Annotated in this window: 17 protein-coding genes and 1 tRNA gene; 4 read left to right on the forward strand and 14 right to left on the reverse strand. The window is 48.5% G+C overall.

Annotated elements, in window-relative coordinates; genetic code table 11:
- Positions 1–94: 94 nt before the first annotated feature.
- The 8 genes from AC04MQ_RS02055 to rpsU all read right to left on the reverse strand — a co-directional run bounded on the left by AC04MQ_RS02055 (position 95) and on the right by rpsU (position 6,831).
- On the reverse strand, positions 95–1,039 hold the full coding sequence (locus AC04MQ_RS02055) for a GIY-YIG nuclease family protein (RefSeq protein ID WP_475390838.1): 945 nt from the start codon (positions 1,037–1,039) through the stop codon (positions 95–97).
- Between the two features lie 47 nt (positions 1,040–1,086).
- Positions 1,087–1,485, reverse strand: a complete 399-nt coding sequence (locus AC04MQ_RS02060; protein WP_475390840.1) for a hypothetical protein — start codon at positions 1,483–1,485, stop codon at positions 1,087–1,089.
- 8 nt (positions 1,486–1,493) lie between these two features.
- Positions 1,494–1,844, reverse strand: a complete 351-nt coding sequence (locus AC04MQ_RS02065) for a helix-turn-helix domain-containing protein (RefSeq protein ID WP_475390842.1) — start codon at positions 1,842–1,844, stop codon at positions 1,494–1,496.
- A 306-nt stretch (positions 1,845–2,150) separates the two neighbouring features.
- Positions 2,151–2,227 (reverse strand) — tRNA-Met (locus AC04MQ_RS02070).
- A 143-nt stretch (positions 2,228–2,370) separates the two neighbouring features.
- A complete protein-coding gene (gene rpoD, locus AC04MQ_RS02075; protein ID WP_417862758.1) occupies positions 2,371–4,200 on the reverse strand; it encodes an RNA polymerase sigma factor RpoD in 1,830 nt (609 codons plus the stop codon).
- 14 nt (positions 4,201–4,214) lie between these two features.
- Positions 4,215–6,083: a DNA primase gene (gene dnaG / locus AC04MQ_RS02080; RefSeq protein ID WP_475390844.1), complete on the reverse strand. Its 1,869-nt coding sequence runs from the start codon at positions 6,081–6,083 to the stop codon at positions 4,215–4,217.
- 14 nt (positions 6,084–6,097) lie between these two features.
- The gene (locus AC04MQ_RS02085; RefSeq protein WP_011162840.1) at positions 6,098–6,544 is read right to left on the reverse strand and encodes a GatB/YqeY domain-containing protein; all 447 of its coding nucleotides are present in this window, start codon (positions 6,542–6,544) and stop codon (positions 6,098–6,100) included.
- Positions 6,545–6,636: 92 nt separating this feature from the next.
- The gene (gene rpsU, locus AC04MQ_RS02090; protein ID WP_038452062.1) at positions 6,637–6,831 is read right to left on the reverse strand and encodes a 30S ribosomal protein S21; all 195 of its coding nucleotides are present in this window, start codon (positions 6,829–6,831) and stop codon (positions 6,637–6,639) included.
- Between the two features lie 178 nt (positions 6,832–7,009).
- Between rpsU and AC04MQ_RS02095 the strand changes: the two genes are divergently transcribed.
- From AC04MQ_RS02095 to AC04MQ_RS02110, 4 genes are read left to right on the forward strand one after another with little or no spacing between them, the layout of a single operon-like run.
- Positions 7,010–8,002 carry a hypothetical protein gene (locus tag AC04MQ_RS02095; protein WP_475390845.1) on the forward strand — a complete coding sequence of 331 codons (993 nt, stop codon included), beginning with the start codon at positions 7,010–7,012 and terminating at the stop codon, positions 8,000–8,002.
- Positions 8,003–8,041: 39 nt separating this feature from the next.
- Positions 8,042–8,794: a TerC family protein gene (locus AC04MQ_RS02100; protein ID WP_417864084.1), complete on the forward strand. Its 753-nt coding sequence runs from the start codon at positions 8,042–8,044 to the stop codon at positions 8,792–8,794.
- Positions 8,794–9,735, forward strand: a complete 942-nt coding sequence (gene tadA, locus AC04MQ_RS02105; RefSeq protein ID WP_475390847.1) for a tRNA adenosine(34) deaminase TadA — start codon at positions 8,794–8,796, stop codon at positions 9,733–9,735. Before AC04MQ_RS02100 ends, tadA begins: the two co-directional genes overlap by 1 nt.
- A gap of 50 nt (positions 9,736–9,785) precedes the next feature.
- Positions 9,786–11,336, forward strand: a complete 1,551-nt coding sequence (locus tag AC04MQ_RS02110) for a DEAD/DEAH box helicase (protein ID WP_475390848.1) — start codon at positions 9,786–9,788, stop codon at positions 11,334–11,336.
- Positions 11,337–11,349: 13 nt separating this feature from the next.
- Here AC04MQ_RS02110 and AC04MQ_RS02115 read toward each other — a convergent pair whose 3' ends face one another.
- The 6 genes from AC04MQ_RS02115 to AC04MQ_RS02140 form a co-directional block, all read right to left on the reverse strand.
- A complete protein-coding gene (locus tag AC04MQ_RS02115; protein ID WP_417862764.1) occupies positions 11,350–12,162 on the reverse strand; it encodes a gamma-glutamyl-gamma-aminobutyrate hydrolase family protein in 813 nt (270 codons plus the stop codon).
- A 47-nt stretch (positions 12,163–12,209) separates the two neighbouring features.
- On the reverse strand, positions 12,210–12,887 hold the full coding sequence (locus AC04MQ_RS02120) for a response regulator transcription factor (protein WP_232468861.1): 678 nt from the start codon (positions 12,885–12,887) through the stop codon (positions 12,210–12,212).
- Between the two features lie 96 nt (positions 12,888–12,983).
- A complete protein-coding gene (locus AC04MQ_RS02125; protein ID WP_200859546.1) occupies positions 12,984–13,241 on the reverse strand; it encodes a translation initiation factor in 258 nt (85 codons plus the stop codon).
- Positions 13,242–13,342: 101 nt separating this feature from the next.
- Positions 13,343–14,872, reverse strand: a complete 1,530-nt coding sequence (locus tag AC04MQ_RS02130) for a SpoVR family protein (protein WP_417862766.1) — start codon at positions 14,870–14,872, stop codon at positions 13,343–13,345.
- A 12-nt stretch (positions 14,873–14,884) separates the two neighbouring features.
- On the reverse strand, positions 14,885–15,982 hold the full coding sequence (locus tag AC04MQ_RS02135) for a DUF444 family protein (RefSeq protein WP_011162830.1): 1,098 nt from the start codon (positions 15,980–15,982) through the stop codon (positions 14,885–14,887).
- A complete protein-coding gene (locus tag AC04MQ_RS02140) occupies positions 15,982–18,057 on the reverse strand; it encodes a PrkA family serine protein kinase (protein ID WP_417862768.1) in 2,076 nt (691 codons plus the stop codon). The genes AC04MQ_RS02135 and AC04MQ_RS02140 overlap by 1 nt, the downstream gene beginning before the upstream one ends.
- Positions 18,058–18,128: the final 71 nt, after the last annotated feature.

Raw genomic sequence — 18,128 nt, forward strand, 5'->3', positions numbered from 1 at the left:
TGCATTTGTTTAGTTAAAAACTGGATCCGGGGAATTTTTTGCCGGGACCTATCTCTAGTCATTCAACTAATACAGTTAGACCAAGGTTCGGTGATTACGTCTCCAGGCCTTCAGCCTCAACCTCTTTTAAAGATAAGTCGTCGGTTACTCTTTTCCAATCTGTACGACCATTTGTTTGTCCGCCTCTCGCAACAGTTCCAGCTCCAGATGGTGATCTAAACTCAATATCTCTTGTGGTTTTAAGAAGACCTTTAAACTCTGTGGGGACAACTGCGTCGGACTTAATAACTTGATCCCAAATATTGAAATAGGCGTGTCCTTCATCAAAACTTTGTCTTGATATGCTTTTTATATATGAACCTGCTTTTAAAAAATATGCATTACCTTTCACATACATAAAAGCTTTCGGCTGCGCATGCCCTTCGGGTACAAGATCTCGAGGTAAAGTTATGTAGAAATCAACTCCATCAGCCGGGCTACTTTCAACAACTTCAGGATTCTTTAATTGCGGAATAGGGTGACTTACATCTCTTGATGGAAAATATCCTAGTCCTAGTGTTTCAAGAACAAAAATAATGTTATCCATAAACTCGTTCATTGCCGCAATATCTGATTCTGGAAGACTGGAACCAGAGGGAATTGTTGAGTTTTGAACAGTTAACGTGCCGATAGCTTTTTCAGCTAAACGGTATATCTCCCGCTCTAAGTATTTTACGTGTGCCTTTGTTAGGTTTTTATCTTTCGATACAAAAACCACAAATTGAGTCCAGAAATCTTTTCCTTGAGCATGACTCGATAATCTCTCCGAGAAATTGTCTGTTTCTCCTATGTAGATATCTATCGCTCCGTTATCTTCCGAACCGTCACTTAGAAGAAAATAAACTCCCGGCTCGCATAGTTCGTCTCGTTGCCTCGCCTGACTCAAATGTTCCCTACGACCTATGAATGCCTGACCTGTCCAGTTTACAAGCTCCACCGATTTCAGAGATCGCGGATCAGAGCCCATTACAAATACCTTAAGAGTTCGTCCATATTTCATAGGGATCTTATCGGGTCATGGTAATTTTTTATAAATGGACTTTTGTTTTATTTTGTCTTTTTTGTACTTTTTATGAAAAAATGCTTTTCCGACGCACTCATTTCCACAAAGAATTTACATCTATTGTCTAAGTCCGGAATCTCGCCATACTTCTTTTTATAAATCGCTAAAAGCCGATCTACATCTTCTACCGCTTCAACACCATCACGACCAGCTTGATTTAGCTTGGTCATATTCACGGAACCAGAAACCTTCCCAATTTTCTTTTCATGATCCATAGCCTTTTTAGAATCGTAAGCTTTCTTAAGTGCATCGCAAATATCGCTTATCTCATCAATTTCAACTTGCTCGTCTTTACTCAATTCCTTTTCGTTCTTTACTTCCTCAGCAAGTAAAGACGACGAGGTAAAGACCAATGCAAACCCCAAAGCTAAAACAATTCTCATAAAACCTCCTAACGACCTTTCTTGCGACGTTCAATTCGATGAAGGGTGATTCGCACGTCACCAGAGAAAATCTCTTTCAAAATTTCCTCCCCAATAGAGTCATGCGGATCAGGCTCATCAAATAGCAATTCATGCACCGATATTTTTAGAACCGATGCGACCTTTTTAATTTGATCTGGATTGATTGATTTTCGGCCTGTGGTCCACGCATGGACCGTCTGCATAGGAACGCCAGCCTCTTTCGCTAAACGCGATAAAGACAAACCTTGCACCTTACAGAGTTGATTTAATTTTGAGCCTAGCTTCATATCGACCTTTCTTTCCGCAAATGAAACCCGCTCAATGACAACTTTCCTCAATATGAGATGCTGAATCCCAAATTGAAGATGAATTCATGGTAAAGACCGACATCCCCCTCTCTGATCAGAGATGACAAATCAGTTTTAATGAATTAAATGGCTAGAAACTACAAATCGCGTAGTTCGCAAGATCACGAACTACAGCCAAGAACTACAAAGCATTGCAATTGACGTGATTTCGCATGATTTACTGTGATTTACAGCGCAGAAGAGAAAAGAGGCTTCCCTCTCGTAAGTTTTTAAAATTGTTTTGTTTTTTCGTTTTTCTTAGAACTTTGATTTCTTTGGTTCGACTGCTGTCGAAAATGGTAGGGGGCGAGGGACTTGAACCCCCGATCCCAGTGTTATGAGCACCGTGCTTTAACCAACTAAGCTAGCCCCCCACGATCTGGAATAAAGAGAGCCTATCAAACTAAAAAAGGCTTGGCAAAACCACAGTGCATCAGCCTAAACGAAAAAAGGCTCCCCGAAGGGAGCCTTTGAAATTTGAGCTGCTTCAGCCTAACGGCACTGCGGCCGCTGGCCACTAGGAATCAACAAACGCTTTTAGTTTGTTGCTGCGAGAAGGATGACGAAGCTTTCTTAGAGCCTTCGCCTCGATCTGACGGATACGCTCACGGGTTACGTTGAAGTCCTGACCCACTTCTTCCAAAGTATGATCTGACTCTTCCCCGATACCGAAACGCATACGCAGGACTTTTTCTTCTCTTGGAGTCAAAGTCGACAACACACGGCGCGTTTGTTCAGCAAGGTTCAGGTTCACAATCGCTTCTGCAGGATTGATAACCTTTTTGTCCTCGATAAAGTCGCCCAGGTGTGAATCTTCCTCTTCACCCACTGGAGTTTCCAAAGAGATAGGTTCTTTCGCAATTTTCAGAACTTTACGAACCTTATCAACTGGCATGTCCATTTTATCCGCGATCTCTTCCGGGGTCGGCTCACGGCCAAGTTCCTGGATCAGGTAACGGGATGTACGAACAAGTTTGTTGATGGTTTCGATCATGTGTACAGGGATACGGATCGTGCGCGCCTGATCGGCAATAGCACGAGTGATCGCCTGACGGATCCACCAAGTCGCATAAGTCGAGAATTTGTAACCACGACGGTATTCGAACTTATCAACGGCTTTCATCAAACCGATGTTACCTTCCTGGATCAGATCCAGGAATTGCAGACCGCGGTTGGTGTACTTCTTCGCGATGGATACAACCAGACGAAGATTGGCTTCAACCAACTCGGATTTCGCGGCATCAGCTTCACGCTCACCTTTCCAGATGGCAGTGTAGGTTTCTTTCACCCAGTTGTGATTCATTTCAGTTTCTGAATCCAAACGGCTGATACGCTTTTCCGCTTCCTGAGCCTGCAATACGTAGGATTTGAACTTTTGATAGTTCAAACCGGTATCGCGGGTCATACGGGTCAGTTCTTTTTCGTTCGCATCGATCAGTTTCATACGTTCAGCCATAGCTGCAACGTCTTTGGAGAATGTACGCTCCACACCGTCTTTGATACGACGACGAAGAGTTCCGATACGGTTCACCAGGTTTTTGAACTTGATCACAACGCGGTTGATAGTTTTACGGTTGAAATTCACGGACTCGAAGTTCGCCATCAACTTGTCATTCATGACAACAAGCTCTTTCATGGCAGCCTGACGAGCCGGAGTGTTTGTCTCTTCTTTACGAAGAGTCATAAACAGCTTTTCCGCCGCTTTCTGGTACTCAGTCACACGACCGATAAGCTCATGGATCTTATCGATGTATTCCTTTTCATCGTACTGAGTGTCCTCGTCCTCAAGACCACGGAAGATCGATTTAACTTTGATACGGCCTTCATCAAGGCGCTTACCAAGCTGGATGATCTCGTAGGTACCCAGAGGGGACAAAAGGATCGCACGAACGATCTCGCGCTCCCCTTTTTCAATACGACGGGCAATTTCCACTTCCCCTTCACGGGTCAGCAGGGAAACGCTTCCCATTTTGCGCAGGTAAAGGCGTACAGGGTCGTTGCCCTTAACGTCTTCACTTTCCGCTTTTTCTTCGTCATCAATTTCTTCGTCTTCAGAATCGACGTTTTCCAGGAAGGAGCCTTCGCCCTCTTCCTCTTTCGAACTTTCAGACAAGTCTGAAATTACTACACCACCGGCCTCAAGGCCCTGCATGAACGAGTCCAATACAGATGGAGCAACAATTTCAGGAGGAAGGAGCTCATTGATTTCCTCAATGGTCAGCGCACCCTTCTCCTTTGCAAGCTTCAGGAATCTCTGGATTTCTTCTTTAATCAGAGTTTCCTGTTCCTGCAAAGAAAGAACCTTCACAGGCTCTTTCTCTTGTTTGTTTGGTAGGTTCGGTTTCATCAAATACCCGCCTTTTACCCTTTATTCAGAGAGATTCGGTTTCTCTGAATATTCATAATCTGTTCCAACTTATCCGAACTAGGTTCGTTTTTAAGATCACGTGCTAAGCGCTTTGCTTGATCGCGCAGGAAATTTTCTTTTACGCGCTTAAAGCAATCGCGCAGGAGTTTCATTTCTGCCTCTTCGTCGTACCCTGGATCGCCCTCATTCGCTGGGCTCACTTGGAATAAATATTCAGGCTGATCGACGTAAGAGACAAGCAGACTGGTCAATTTATCAAATTTACTGAGATCTTGTCTATACACATCCGTGGCTTTTTCGAGGATCTTTTTCACTCCTTCGTGGGCCACACTCTCGAGCAGATTTTCATTCACAAACTGATCAAAATTGGCACGACTTTTGAGTACCAATCCCAACAGCATCAGCTCTGCTTTAGAGGCACCCTGCAGACTGATTTTGCCGCCCTCTACACTAGAGGACACCTCTTGCGGGGGTTTCTGGTTAGCCGAGCCCATATTCGGGTTTGGCTGCACCGTCCTAGTCATCGCAGGGCGATTATGTGAATTTACAGGGCCGCTGCCTTGTATTCCCACAGCCTGACGCAGCCAAGGAAGCCCTACGTTCATTTTCTGGGCCGCCTCTGCCAAGTACAGGTCTCTTAAACGCAGATCCGGGATGGACTCAAACAAAGGTTTCAGCTTATCCGCCAGCTTCACCTTTTCAGAGGCGTCACCGCGATAACCGTCCATCCAACGGGCCAAAATCATCACAAACAGGTCTGGAGCACGCTCCAGTTCGACTTTCAGGGCCTCAGATCCGTATTTCTTCACATAATCATCCGGATCCATTCCATTCGGCAGCGTCAGTCCCTTGGGATAAAGATCCGCCGCCAGCAGGATCGGCAAACTGCGCTCGGCCGCTTCCATCCCGGCATTGTCCCCGTCAAACAGGGCCACCACGTTTTTGGTCATGCGCTTCAGCATTTTCCCGTGGTCCGGCGTCAGCGCGGTTCCCATCGTCGCCACGACATTGCGAATGCCGGCTTGATACAGGGACACCAGATCCATATACCCCTCTACTATAAGGGCCAGATCGTCGCTGCGGATGTAACGGGCTGTCTGTGACAATCCGTACAACACCTTCCCCTTCACAAAGACCGGGGTCTCTGGAGAGTTCAGGTACTTGGGTTCAGTTTCTTTTTTCTCTAGGTAACGGCCCCCGAAAGCGATGGGCTCACCCATCGCGGAAAGAATCGGGAACATCAAGCGGTCACGGAAGATATCAAAGTGCCCGGACTTGTTGTTGCGAGCCTTCACCAGGCGGGCTTCTTCGGCCAGCGCCATCGGCACATTTTTGCTTAGCAGGTATTGCTCCAGCCCGTCCCATTCCGGCAGGGCATAACCCACGCCGAAAGCTTCGATCACTTCCTGGGACAGCCCCCGGCTGGCGATATACTTCTTCACCGGATGATCGTGAGGAGCACGTTTAAGTTGCTCTGAAAAATAATCAGCAGCGAGCTTATTTACTTTTAACAACAACTTCTTTTTATCGCTGGCCTGGTCACGTTGCGCATCCTCCTTGTCCGGAGCTGGCATCGGGATGCTGGCACGTCCCGCAAGATATTCCACCGCCTCAGGAAAACTCATCCCCTGATAGTCGCGCAAAAACGAAAACAGGTTGCCACTCTTGTGACAACCGAAACAGTGATAGACCTGTTTGGTTTCAGAAACGGAGAAAGACGCCGTTTTTTCAGCGTGATCAGGAAACGGACAGCGGCCCATAAGGCCGCTACCACTAGGTTTCAACTGAGTGTACTGAGAGATGATGTCAACGAGGTTGTTAGCCTCTTGCACCTTCTCGATAAAGTCTTGTGAAAATCGCATGTATCTCCAACAAATTAGGAAAGCTTGGATTTAATAACTTCGCTCACTACTTTGTTGTCTGCGGCGCCGCCGGATTTCGCGATGACTTCTTTCATCACAGGACCCATGTCCTTCACGGTTTTAGCACCCAATGCTGCAATTACTTCGGTAACAAGAGCTTCAATTTGATCACGGCCCATTTGCGCTGGCAGATAAACTTCCAGCACTTTCAGTTCCGCGGTTTCCTGATCAACAAGATCTGTACGACCTGCTGTCTGGAATTGTTCGATGGATTCCTTGCGCTGTTTTACCAGCTTTTTGATCACGTTCATCACTTCATCAGCAGTGATTGGATCCGGTCTCATGTCGATTTCACGGTTTTTGATCGCAGCCTGGAGCATGCGAAGAGCCCCCAATTTAGCGGATTCTTTTGCGATCATGGCAGCTTTAACGTCAGCGGAGATTTTGTCTCTGATTTCCATAGTGCCTCCAAAAGGACTTAAGAGAGGATTCGGTCATAAAACAGAGGCGACCAGTGGTCGCCTCTTGAAAAAACAAACTTTCAAAAAGGGAACTAGTCGTTCCAACCTTTTCTGGATTTTTTTACAGCGCGCTTACGAGCGGCGATAGACTTCTTTTTAAGTCTTACAGAAGGTTTTTCAAAGTTTTCGCGTTTTTTAACTTCAGAAAGAATACCTGCTTTTTCGCAAGACTTTTTGAATTTTCTGAACGCAGATTCAAAAGACTCACCGTCTTTGATCTTAACCATTGCCACGACAATCACCTTCCTTCCCGTGTGGATTATGAATTTGAGAGAAAGAGTGTATAACAAAGCAGCACAAAAGGGGCAAGTTCTGGGGTCCTGACGCGGTATATTATTCTCAAGTCGGTGCTTTTTTATTGAACAGGCCAAAATCGGATGGGACAAATGCAACAGAGGGGACCCTATGAAAGCACTTATCTATCTGATATCACTGTTGTTCGTCGGAACCAACCAAGCCTATGCCTGGGAAGCGTTCTATGTCCTTAAACCCGATGAACTGCGCTTTTCCAAGGCAGCAGGCATCCAATCTCAGCAGACCGCACCCACCGATTGCCGTGCCCGTCTGAAGGAAATCACCTGCATTGTGAATCCGATTCAGGATCCAAAGGAGTCCCGCCGCTGCCAACCTGACAGTGAATCCATGGCCCCGGCAATTGAACGCATCTATGATGTGCTGCCGGCAAAACTGCAACAAACCTTCTGCAGCATGACCGTGCTCTTTATCGAAAACGACACCGAGGTTCTGGGTTATGCCGGCGTGCTGACCTGGGATGCCAACCGCGAACCACAAGGTTCGTTCATGGGTATTCGCCGCACCTTGGTTGAACAAAACTACGACGCCACCTCGGTACTGGGATGGAAAGAGCAAAAGGCCTTCGGCCTGAAGGCTCCGCCATTTGTGCATTTGCCAGAGGGGCCCCGCACCAGCATTGTTCTGCCATCATCGCTGTCAGCTCTTCATTATGTGATCGTGCATGAGCTGGGCCACATTTTGGATTTCGCCAATCGCGCCAATAGCTCCGAGCCCGGATCATGGACGGCTTTAAGCTGGGAAACTCCGGAAAAACCCAAGGCAGATCAGATGTTTCCGCTGTGGTCAAAGCTCTGCTTTTATGACTGCAAAGAACAGCTGAGTGTGGCCGACATGGAAGACTTTTATCGCCAGCTGGCGCCCACAGACTTTATCAGCACCTATGCTGCGGTCAGCCCCTGGGAAGACTTTGCCGAAAGTTTGACGTTCCATGTGATGGCCGAACATGCGGACTTTGAATATCAGATTCAAACCCCGTTTGCGACCTATGACCTTAAAAAGAGGTGGGACAGCCTGGGGATGAAAAAAATCTGGATGCAGGACTTCCTGAACCGCGATCTGAAATACCCAACACCTTTGAAATAGTTTAAATTGGGGGAACAACAACAGGAGTTCCCCTTTATGATGGAAATGCTTGCGAATCCGCAAATCTGGATCGCGTTCTTCACTTTGTTTGCCCTTGAACTGGTTCTGGGCATCGACAACGTTATCTTTATCTCAATTCTTGCCGGAAAACTTCCGCCACACCAGCAGGACAAAGCCCGCATCGCAGGTTTGAGTCTGGCAGTGATCACGCGCGTGATTTTGCTGTTCTCTTTGTCATGGATCATCGGCCTGACAGCACCTTTGTTTGAAGTGTTCGGCCAGGAAATTTCCGGTCGCGATCTGATCCTGCTTCTGGGAGGTCTGTTCCTGATTGTAAAAGCCACCATGGAAATCAATCACAAACTTGAAGGCGTGGAAGGCTCCCAGTCCAATCCGGTGGCGCATTCCTTCAACGCAGTGATTATCCAGATTCTATTGCTGGACATCGTTTTCTCTCTGGATTCCGTCATCACCGCCGTGGGCATGGTGAATGAGATTTCCGTGATGATCGCAGCGGTTGTATTGTCAGCTGCGGTGATGATCGTGTCGGCAAAATCCATCAGCAACTTCGTGGATTCTCACCCGTCACTTAAGATTCTTGCATTAAGTTTCCTTCTGATGATCGGCTTCACTTTGATCGTGGAAGCTTTGGAAGTTCACATCCCGAAAGGTTATGTTTACTTCGCGATGGCGTTCTCTGTGGGCGTGGAAATGCTGAACATTCGCATGCGTCGCAAGAAACCTTCTGAACCAGTGAAACTGCGCGAAAGAATCGCCGAGGAAACAAAATAGTGAACACCCCTGCCCACGACGAAAAATGGATGCGCAAAGCACTGGCGCTGGCCCGCAAAGCGGCCGAGCGCGAAGAAGTGCCTGTGGCCGCCATCGTTGTGGGACCGGAAGGGATGATCTCTTATGCGATCAACACCCGCGAACGTCAGCAGTCGCCACTGGGGCATGCCGAGCTTTTGGCTTTGCATAAAGCTTCGCAAAAGCGCGGCAGCTGGCGTTTAAGCGACTGTACTTTGTATGTGACTTTAGAGCCTTGTGTGATGTGTGCGGGCGCCATTCAGCAGTCGCGCATTTCACGTGTGGTTTATGGTGCGAAAGACGCCAAAGCCGGTGCGGTGGAAAGTCTTTATCATATTCTGAAGGACCCACGCCTGAATCATCAGGTCGAAGTCAGCGCCGGTATTCTTGAAGACGACTGCAGTGAACTTTTGCAGGGCTTTTTCAAAGGCCGCCGCGACGAAAAGAAATCTGAAAAAGCGCAAAAAGTTTTCCGCGATCGAGCCAGCGTCGTGGTTCTGCACGAAGGAAAAGTTCTGGGATTCCACGCCGTGGATCCGACCGCACAAGTGCCTTATTTCTTCCTGCCAGGTGGAGCCGTTGAAAAAGGCGAAACCCCTGCCAGCACCGCCGCCCGTGAGTGTCTCGAGGAAACCGGTTATAAGATCCGCATCCTGGAAGATTCTGCCTTTGAACGTGTTTATGATTTTCCCTGGGACGGCAAAGTTCACGCCTGCCGTACAGTGTTTTATGTCGGCGTCCTGGATCAAAAATGGGTCCCGCCGGGCAAAATTGAAGATGCCTCTTATCACAAGGGTGTTGACTGGGTTTCAGCCAAAGACGCCGCTAAAGTGTTCGGATATAACAAAGACATCCTCTGGGCCGTGCAAAAACTACTCAAAACCGCCCAAAAGGTTGCTGCCAGATCTGCCAAAAAACCTTAAGGAAGATAGAGGTTTACAGAGTCGCCCCTGACCTGTAGAAGTTCCGTCACATGACGACGACTAAATTTACCGACCTTCCTTTGATTGCCCCTCTTCAATTTTCACTTAAAGAAGCAGGATACGAAACTCCAACCCCGATTCAGTTGGCAGCCATCCCTGTTATTCTTGAAGGGCACGATCTGTTGGGCATTGCCCAAACCGGCACCGGAAAAACCGCAGCGTTTTCCCTGCCTATTCTGCAAAACCTTTCCAAACACACGCGCAAGATTGAACCAAAATCCCCGCGCTGCCTGATTCTGACTCCGACGCGTGAGCTGGCAATTCAGATTCACGAAAACATCGAAGCATACAGCAAACACCTGAACATGAAGCACGCTGTGATCTTCGGCGGCGTGGGACAAAACCCGCAAGTGCGCGCCCTGCAAGGTGGCGTGGACATTCTGGTGGCGACTCCAGGTCGTCTGATGGATCTGCACGGACAAAAGCATTTGAAACTGGATCGCGTGGAAATCTTTGTTTTGGATGAAGCCGATCGCATGCTGGATATGGGCTTCATGCAGGATATTAAAAAAATCCTGCCGCTGCTTCCACAAAAGCGTCACAACCTGTTCTTCTCTGCAACTATGCCGCACGAGATTCAGACTTTGGCCAACCGTATTCTGGTGAATCCGAAGAAAGTGGAGGTGACTCCGGTTTCTTCCACGGCCGAAAAAGTTGAGCAACATGTGATGTTCGTCGATAAGCCACAGAAGCTGGATCTATTACTGCACATTCTGAAAGATGAAGCTTTAGCCAAAGTACTGGTGTTTGTTCAGATGAAGTACGGCGCGAACCGCGTTGTGGATCGCTTGACCAAAGCGGGCGTTACCGCAGCCGGCATTCACGGTGACAAATCCCAGAACCAGCGTCAGCGTGCGCTGGAGGAATTCAAAAACGGCGATGTGCGTGTATTGGTTGCGACGGACATCGCAGCCCGTGGTATTGATATCGACGGCATCACTCACGTGATCAACCTGGAGCTACCGCATATTCCAGAATCTTACGTTCACCGTATCGGAAGAACTGCACGTGCCGGTGCAACGGGTGTTTCCATATCTTTCTGTACCGCGGAAGAAAGATCCTTCCTGTTTGCGATTGAGAAAACCACACGCACCAAAGTGAACGTGGTTGAAGATCATCCGTTCCATTCCACTGAAATTGCCAATGCTCCGGTGATGACCGTGGGTAAAGCCAAAGCCATCCTTGAAGGCCAGCGCCTGCAGAATAAGGCTAAAAACCGTGGCGGCGGCCAACGTCGTCAAGGTGGTGGCGGTGGTGCGCCTCAAGGCGGACAGGGTGGCGGAAAGAAAGCCGGTGGCAAACCTGCTCCTGGCGGCCACAAGCCTGCGCACGGCGGCGGCAAGCCGCATGCGAAGTCCGAGCACAAATCTGAGGGTGCGGCTTCTCACAAGTCTCACTCTAAACCGGCGCACGGCAAAACTGCTCATGCCAAACCATCTCACGCAAAGCCTGCTAACAAAAGTGAAAGCAAGTCTGCTGGCAAAAGCGAGTACGCTCCGAAGAAGCGCAGCTTCTGGAGTCGTCTGCGCAACAAGGACTAAGTTTTAGAATTAATCAAAGACCCAGAATTTTTTCTGAAGGTTTCACCAGGGGGCCCTTACAGGCCTCCAGGAACTTTTTCACCAAAGGCTCGGACGACAGGAATCTTTCTTCCTCGTCGATATGAAACTCCGGATGCCACTGAACCCCGACAAAGAATCCGTCCTGAGTGGAGCTGAATGCTTCAACAAGTCCATCCTCGGAAGTCGCCTCCACCTGAAGTCCATTCCCCAGCTTTTTTACACCCTGATGGTGAATGGAAACAATCTCTCCGCCTTCGGTATACATCTTCTGCAACATTCCGCCCGGAGTGATCTCCACCCGATGCGTGAGCTTTTCATAGAGTTCGGATTTAAAGTGCGCCAGATTGCTGGGAAGCTGGGTTGGCAGATCCTGAAATAACGTTCCGCCCTTAAAGACATTCATCAACTGAAAACCACGGCAAATTCCCAGAACAGGCTTGTTCCGGGTCGCAAAGGCCTTCAGCAGCTTCAACTCATAACGATCACGAATCGGATCGGTCTTGTGATGGGCCATGACTTCGATAGGTTCTTCACCATACAAGGTCGGACAGATGTCCACCCCGCCCTGAAGGACCAAACCATCCAGAATTTCTGCATATTGATGAACATTCAGATCATCTTTTTCAAGCAAGCCGGAAGATTCCAAAGACGGAACCATAAACACCAAGCCGCCGTGTTTGGCTATCAAGTGCGCCAGATTCTGTTCGAGATATTGAATGGATTTGCTTTTGATCTCAAAGCCGTCCGGAGTTTTATACAGCAGACGAGGAGAAAGACCAATCAGCAAGGGTTTTGCTGTGTCCATAAATTAATTGTGGACCCATAAAACCCTGCGGGCAAGTTTCTTTCTGCCTATTCCTGAGCTTCCAGTCGGTAGCCCAAGGACGGAACGGCAACAATACGGCCGTTGAATTTATGAATTTTACGCTTCAGATAGTTGATCTGTGAATCCACATTTCGGGAAGTTACTTCCGTATCGCCCCAGATTTCTGAAAGACATTTTTCACGAGTGACCAGATTGTTTTTTCCGGCCACCAGCAGTTTCAGAATATCGAACTGTTTTGGCGTCAGATTCACTTCCTCACCGTCGACAAATACCTGACGGGAAAGAAGGTTCATTTTCAAATTCGCCGCATTCAGCTCAGAAGCCGCTTCCGGTTCTTTTTCAGAAAGGCGAGCTTTGATTCGCAAAATGAGCTCTTTCACATGGAAAGGCTTGGAAATAAAGTCATCAGCACCTGTTTCAAACGCCTTGATTCTTTCATCAATCGTCGCCGCACCGGAAACGAAGATGATCGGCGTGTTTTTCGTGGAATCGCTTTCGCGAACCATACGACACACATCCACACCCATCACCCCTGGCATTTTATAATCCAGCAGAATCAGATCCGGGCGTTTTTCATTGATCAAGCGGAACGCAGAAGTGCTGTCAGAGGTGTAAGAACACTCATACGTGGAGCTGAGAATCTCCGCCAGGAGCTTACAGCTTTCTTCATAGTCATCTACAATCACGATTTTTTTTGCAGCCAAGTCCGTTCCCCTTAAAGGAGTGGAAGTCGTAAACATATTCATATTTAAAAGCATGAGCCCAACAAATGTAAAGTGCAAGTTGCACAGGGTCCAGTTTTACATGCCTTTAAATTTGATCTTCTTCGCTTCCAGAATCTTCTTCAATTGGTCTCTTTTGTCACCCTGGATCTCGATCATCCCGGCTTTGTCGCCCAGGATGTGGGTTCCACCGACGCCACATTTGGCTTTGAATTCTTTGGCCAAAGTCTTTAAGTACTCTTCATTACGAGGGAATCCATCAAGAACCGTGACTGTTTTTCCGCCCCGTCCCCCTTTTTCCAAGCGGAACACTACTGTGAACTGACCTTCTTGCACCGTGTCCTCAGGACGACAACGGCATTCGGATTTTAATTCCTTACAGTTGGGACATGTAACGTTGTCACGGGGATCAGTACTAAAAACTAAGCGAGTATTTTTCACGAACCTGAGCTCTCTTGATTGGATGGATTAGGGCTGGGCTCTTCACCCAACTTGTGCTGAGTATACTCTTTCCCATCGAATCTAAAAAGCTGCGGAGTTTCATCCATCACGGTCGCGATATTCACCGGGCGCTTCCAAAGTTTGAATACGTTTTTCAGGGTTTCGCTCATGAAATCCGGCTGCATGTCGATGCCTTCGTGCAGATGCGTCAGGAGCAGCTCCCCGCGGTTTTCAAAATTGGCGTCCTCAATGCGAATGATCGGCTGACCAAAGTTCGTCATATGGAACAACAATTGGGCTTTGATCGCCTTAAAGTCCTTGGTGTCGACCTCGAACTTCTGGGTCTTTTTATTGAACTTGTACACAAACATTTTGTTGCGCACACAGAAGTCCTCGGTCAGGAACTGATCAATGAACGTCACGTCATTGCAGACTTTTCTGACTTCGAAGATCTTGTCGCGGCCCAGGCCCAATTTCTTATCCCAGTGCTTGCGCTCGCGCACGTCGTCGCACTCTTCCCATTCGCGACCGAACTGCCCTTTGTTCCAACGGTCCTCGATATCGCGCATAAGTTCGATGCCGACTTTGTAGGGATTGTACCCGTTCGGAGCCATTGCCATCGTGCCGGCATGGTGATCGGCAAAGTCGATGATTTCAGAATCATTCAAAATCTTGGTCGTCATCAGCTTGGAATGCCAGTAAGACGCCCAACCTTCATTCATGGTCTTGGTCATACCCTGAGGCGAGAAGTAATAAGCCTCATCACGGATGATCGACAGCACATCCTGCTGCCAGTCCGTCAACGGGGCATAGTGAATGAAGAAATTAAGAACGTCTTTTTCCGGTTCCGCCGGGAAACGCTGAGCTTTGGCCTGCGCTTCGGCATCGGCCTTGCGGCGCTGTTCTTCAACAAAAGAAGGCGGATTGATATAGTCGCGCATATAGGAACGATCCACGCGTAGCAGATAGTTTGGTTCCTGCGCTGGTGGCGGATTCTGCGGCTTTACCACAGACTTTTCCACATACGGACTGTAGCGATCAATCAGATTTTCCAGGGACAAACACACGTCGATAAAGTTTTCCACCACATCCTGACCGTGACGGTCCATGTAGCGGCGGATGCGTGTGGCGTGATTCGCCATCTGATCCATCATCTTGCGGTTGGTTTTGGAAAACCAGATATTGTTCTTAAAGAAATCACAGTGACCGTACACGTGAGCCATGACCAGCTTCTGGTCCATCATGGCGTTGCCTTCCATCAGGTACGCATAGCACGGGTCGGTGTTGATCACCATTTCATAGATTTTGGAAAGGCCGTATTCATAGCTCTTGGAAAGGTGCTCGTACTCCATCCCGAACTTCCAGTGCGGATAGCGCACCGGAAATCCACCGTAAGCGGCGAACTGATTGATCTGATCGTAGGTGATCAGCTCAAAGATCGTCTCAAAGAAATCAAGGCCCGCGTCCTTCGCGATCTGGCAGATTCTTTTTCTTTCGGCTTCAAGTTCGGGTGTCAGATTAGCCATACGAGCTCCGCCCTACTTTCCTTTTCCCAGGAAGTCTTTGATTGAATCCAGGATCTTGTCGCGGTTTTCGATCTGACTCAGCGTCAGTCTTTCATCCTCGCCAAATTCCTTTTGCAGGTCCTTCAGGAACTGCCCGCTGCCGTATTTGCTTTCCACCTGGCCATAACTGAAAACGTTACAGTTCGGCAGGAAGAATTCCTGCAGCATCTTAACACATAGACGCGTATCCTCGCCCGACCAGTTATCGCCATCTGAAAAATGGAACGGATAAATGTTCCATTCATTTGTGGGATAATCCGTCTGGATGATTTCCTGGCACAGCTTATAGGCCGAGCTGATCAGGGTTCCACCCGACTCACTGGTGCGGAAGAACGTGTCTTCGTCCACCTCTTTGGCCGAGGCGTCGTGAATAATAAATCTGGTTTCAAGGCCCTTATAGTGTTTGCGCAGCCAGGTGTTGATCCAAAAACTTTCCAGACGGACGATTTCCTTCTGCTCTTCACCCATGGAACCCGACACGTCCATCATATAGATGACCACGGCCTGGGTTTGTGGCTGCTGCACTTTCTTAAAGGACTTGTACTGCATATCCCGGCGGATCGGCAGCACCAGCGGGTCTTCGGAATTATAAGTTCCGGAACCCACCATGCGCTTCAAGGCACGTTTGTAAGATGATTTGAAGTGGCGCAAGCCCTCTGGCCCCACCGGCGCAAGGCCTGTGAATTTTGTCTTCAGGGAATCAATGTTTTTGGCGCCTTTGGGCTGAATCAGCGGCAATTCCAGTTTTTCACCCAGAATGTCCGCCAGTTCATCCATCGACATTTCGACTTCGACAAGGTGTTCGCCCGGAGCTTCGCCGGCCTGACCCTGTCCGCCTTCACCCGGATCACCAACATCCTGACCCGGCTGCCCTTCCCCCTGACCGACCCCGCCCTGTTGTTTGGGACCGTACCGGAAGTTGGGAATATCGATGCGCGGAAGCGGAATCTTCACGAATTCATCTTCACGCTTCCCGATCATTTCGCCCTGAGAGACGTACTTGCGCAGATCCTCTTTGACCTTGCCTTTAACGATCTCTCTGAATCTGTTATGGTCTTCGCGTATCGACATTATTTATTCTTTACGTCCCCTCGGGCGAAGATACTTGCCACGTAATGCAATACATCCGTAGCAGAGATTTCATCGTAACCGAAGTCCTTGATGAGACGGGTTTTTACAATATCAATCTTCTCTTGAGTGTCTTTGTCAGCAACGTTGCTTACCAAAGTGGTCAGCTTGATGCTGTCTTTCTGATCCTCGAAGAGTTTCAACTCGATGGCTTTGTGCAGGCGTTCGTTCATCTTGTAGTTGAACTTCTTGCCTTCCAAAGCCAGGGCCCCGATGTAGTTCATGATCTCGCGACGGAAATCATCCTTGCGGGACTCTGGGATCTCGATCTTCTCTTCGATAGATCGCATCAGACGCTCATCCGGCTCCTCGTCGTTGCCGGTGAACTGATTGCGAACTCGTTCTCTTTGCGTATAGGCTTTGACGTTATCAATATAGTTGGCACACAGTCGCTGCATGGCACTTTCATCGGCACTGATGGCTCTTTGCACCTCAGCTTTGATGATTTCCTCGTACTCCTGCATGACCACACCCAGAAGTTCCTTAAACTCGGTCTTCAGCTCTTCGTTGGCGATCAACGAGTGACTTTTCAAACCGGATTCAAGCTCTTTAAACACCATGAACGGATTCACAGATCCTTTGTTGGACTGCTGAGCCGCCACCAGGGCGTTGGAAAGTTTATCCTGGATATAACGGGCTGAAATACCCTCAAGACCCTCACGCACAGTTTCTTTACGAAGCTCGCGAACGTTGTCTTCAGTATAGTTCGGCAGCGTTTTACCGTTATACAGTTTCAGTTTCTGCAAACGGGTCAAATTGGCTTTCTTCGGTTTTTCCAGACGGGTCAGAATCGCCCACATTGCGGCCATTTCAACCGTGTGCGGAGCAATACTGATTCCACGCACTTTCTGGGAATTGAAGTCGCGCTTGTAAATGTTGATTTCATCTCTCCAGCGCGTGATGTACGGAATGTCGATCTTCACGGTACGGTCACGAAGAGCTTCCATGAATTCGTTGTCCTGCAGACGACGGTATTCCGGTTCATTCGTGTGACCGATGATCACTTCATCGATATGGGTCTGTGCGAACTTTTTAGGTTTCACACGGTGCTCTTGCGAAGCCCCCAACAGATCGTACAAGAAGGCCACATCCAGCTTCAGAACCTCGACAAATTCAATCATCCCGCGATTGGCGACGTTGAACTCCCCGTCAAAGTTGAAGGCGCGCGGATCGGAATCAGATCCGTATTCGGCAATTTTACGATAGTTGATGTCACCCGTAAGCTCGGTGGAGTCCTGATTCTTTTCATCTTTCGGCTGGAAGGTGCCAATACCCACACGGTCCGCCTCAGAGATGAACAATCTTTTCACACGCACGTGCGACAGAACCTGCATCAGGTTGCCGTCGTATTTTTCCATCAGGGCTTTAAAGATAAAACGAGAAGGCGGGCTTAATTCACCATCCACATGCACACGGAAGCTGCCTTCCTGGCCTTTGTTGATGGAATCATAAACCGTGGAACGAAGCTCTTCCGGAATCAGCAGCAAAGGTTCTTCATTCATTGGCGAATGGAAGACCTTCACACCTTTTCCAAGAATGCCGTCAAGCTCAAGCTTTTCATCGATCCATTCAAACGTGTACACCGCACCCTGCTTGGTGTGCGAGTAGCGCTCAAGGCCTTTTTTTAGCATGCGGCAGATGGTGGATTTCGCACTTCCCACCGGGCCGTGCAGCAGGATCACACGTTTCTCGGTTCCGTAACCCAGGGCCGCCGCTTTCAGAACATTCACCAATTTCATCAACTGCACATCAAGGCCGAAGACCGCGTCTTTGCCATTGTTATGAACGTCGTCGAAAAACTTGTAGCGAATGACTTCTTTTTTGAAATCAATGTACGTCTCAGTGCCTTCCTCAACGATCATGTCATACATGCGCTGATAGGCGTTTCGCGTGATTTTGGGATTTTGTTTTACCAGGTCGAGATATTCCTCGAAGGTGCCACTCCAATGCTCTTTGGCATGAGTGCTTGAGTTTTGCCAGTTGGCGACCAGTGAATGCAGATCAAACTTAGAGGCCATATTCTCTCCCCAAGGTGATTGGTGACACACCTACTCTGTTAGAGTATGCCTCATTACTAGACGGTTAACGA

The organism is Bdellovibrio sp. MYbb2 (assembly GCF_056175685.1).

Coding starts and splice junctions, on each gene's coding strand:
- AC04MQ_RS02095 (WP_475390845.1), top strand. CDS start 7,010: ATGAAAGCACTTATCTATCTGATATCACTGTTGTTCGTCGGAACCAAC.
- AC04MQ_RS02055 (WP_475390838.1), bottom strand. CDS start 1,039: ATGAAATATGGACGAACTCTTAAGGTATTTGTAATGGGCTCTGATCCG.
- dnaG (WP_475390844.1), bottom strand. CDS start 6,083: ATGCGATTTTCACAAGACTTTATCGAGAAGGTGCAAGAGGCTAACAAC.
- AC04MQ_RS02130 (WP_417862766.1), bottom strand. CDS start 14,872: ATGGCTAATCTGACACCCGAACTTGAAGCCGAAAGAAAAAGAATCTGC.
- AC04MQ_RS02140 (WP_417862768.1), bottom strand. CDS start 18,057: ATGGCCTCTAAGTTTGATCTGCATTCACTGGTCGCCAACTGGCAAAAC.
- AC04MQ_RS02100 (WP_417864084.1), top strand. CDS start 8,042: ATGGAAATGCTTGCGAATCCGCAAATCTGGATCGCGTTCTTCACTTTG.
- rpsU (WP_038452062.1), bottom strand. CDS start 6,831: ATGGTTAAGATCAAAGACGGTGAGTCTTTTGAATCTGCGTTCAGAAAA.
- AC04MQ_RS02060 (WP_475390840.1), bottom strand. CDS start 1,485: ATGAGAATTGTTTTAGCTTTGGGGTTTGCATTGGTCTTTACCTCGTCG.
- AC04MQ_RS02135 (WP_011162830.1), bottom strand. CDS start 15,982: ATGTCGATACGCGAAGACCATAACAGATTCAGAGAGATCGTTAAAGGC.
- AC04MQ_RS02085 (WP_011162840.1), bottom strand. CDS start 6,544: ATGGAAATCAGAGACAAAATCTCCGCTGACGTTAAAGCTGCCATGATC.
- rpoD (WP_417862758.1), bottom strand. CDS start 4,200: ATGAAACCGAACCTACCAAACAAACAAGAGAAAGAGCCTGTGAAGGTT.
- AC04MQ_RS02115 (WP_417862764.1), bottom strand. CDS start 12,162: ATGGACACAGCAAAACCCTTGCTGATTGGTCTTTCTCCTCGTCTGCTG.
- AC04MQ_RS02110 (WP_475390848.1), top strand. CDS start 9,786: ATGACGACGACTAAATTTACCGACCTTCCTTTGATTGCCCCTCTTCAA.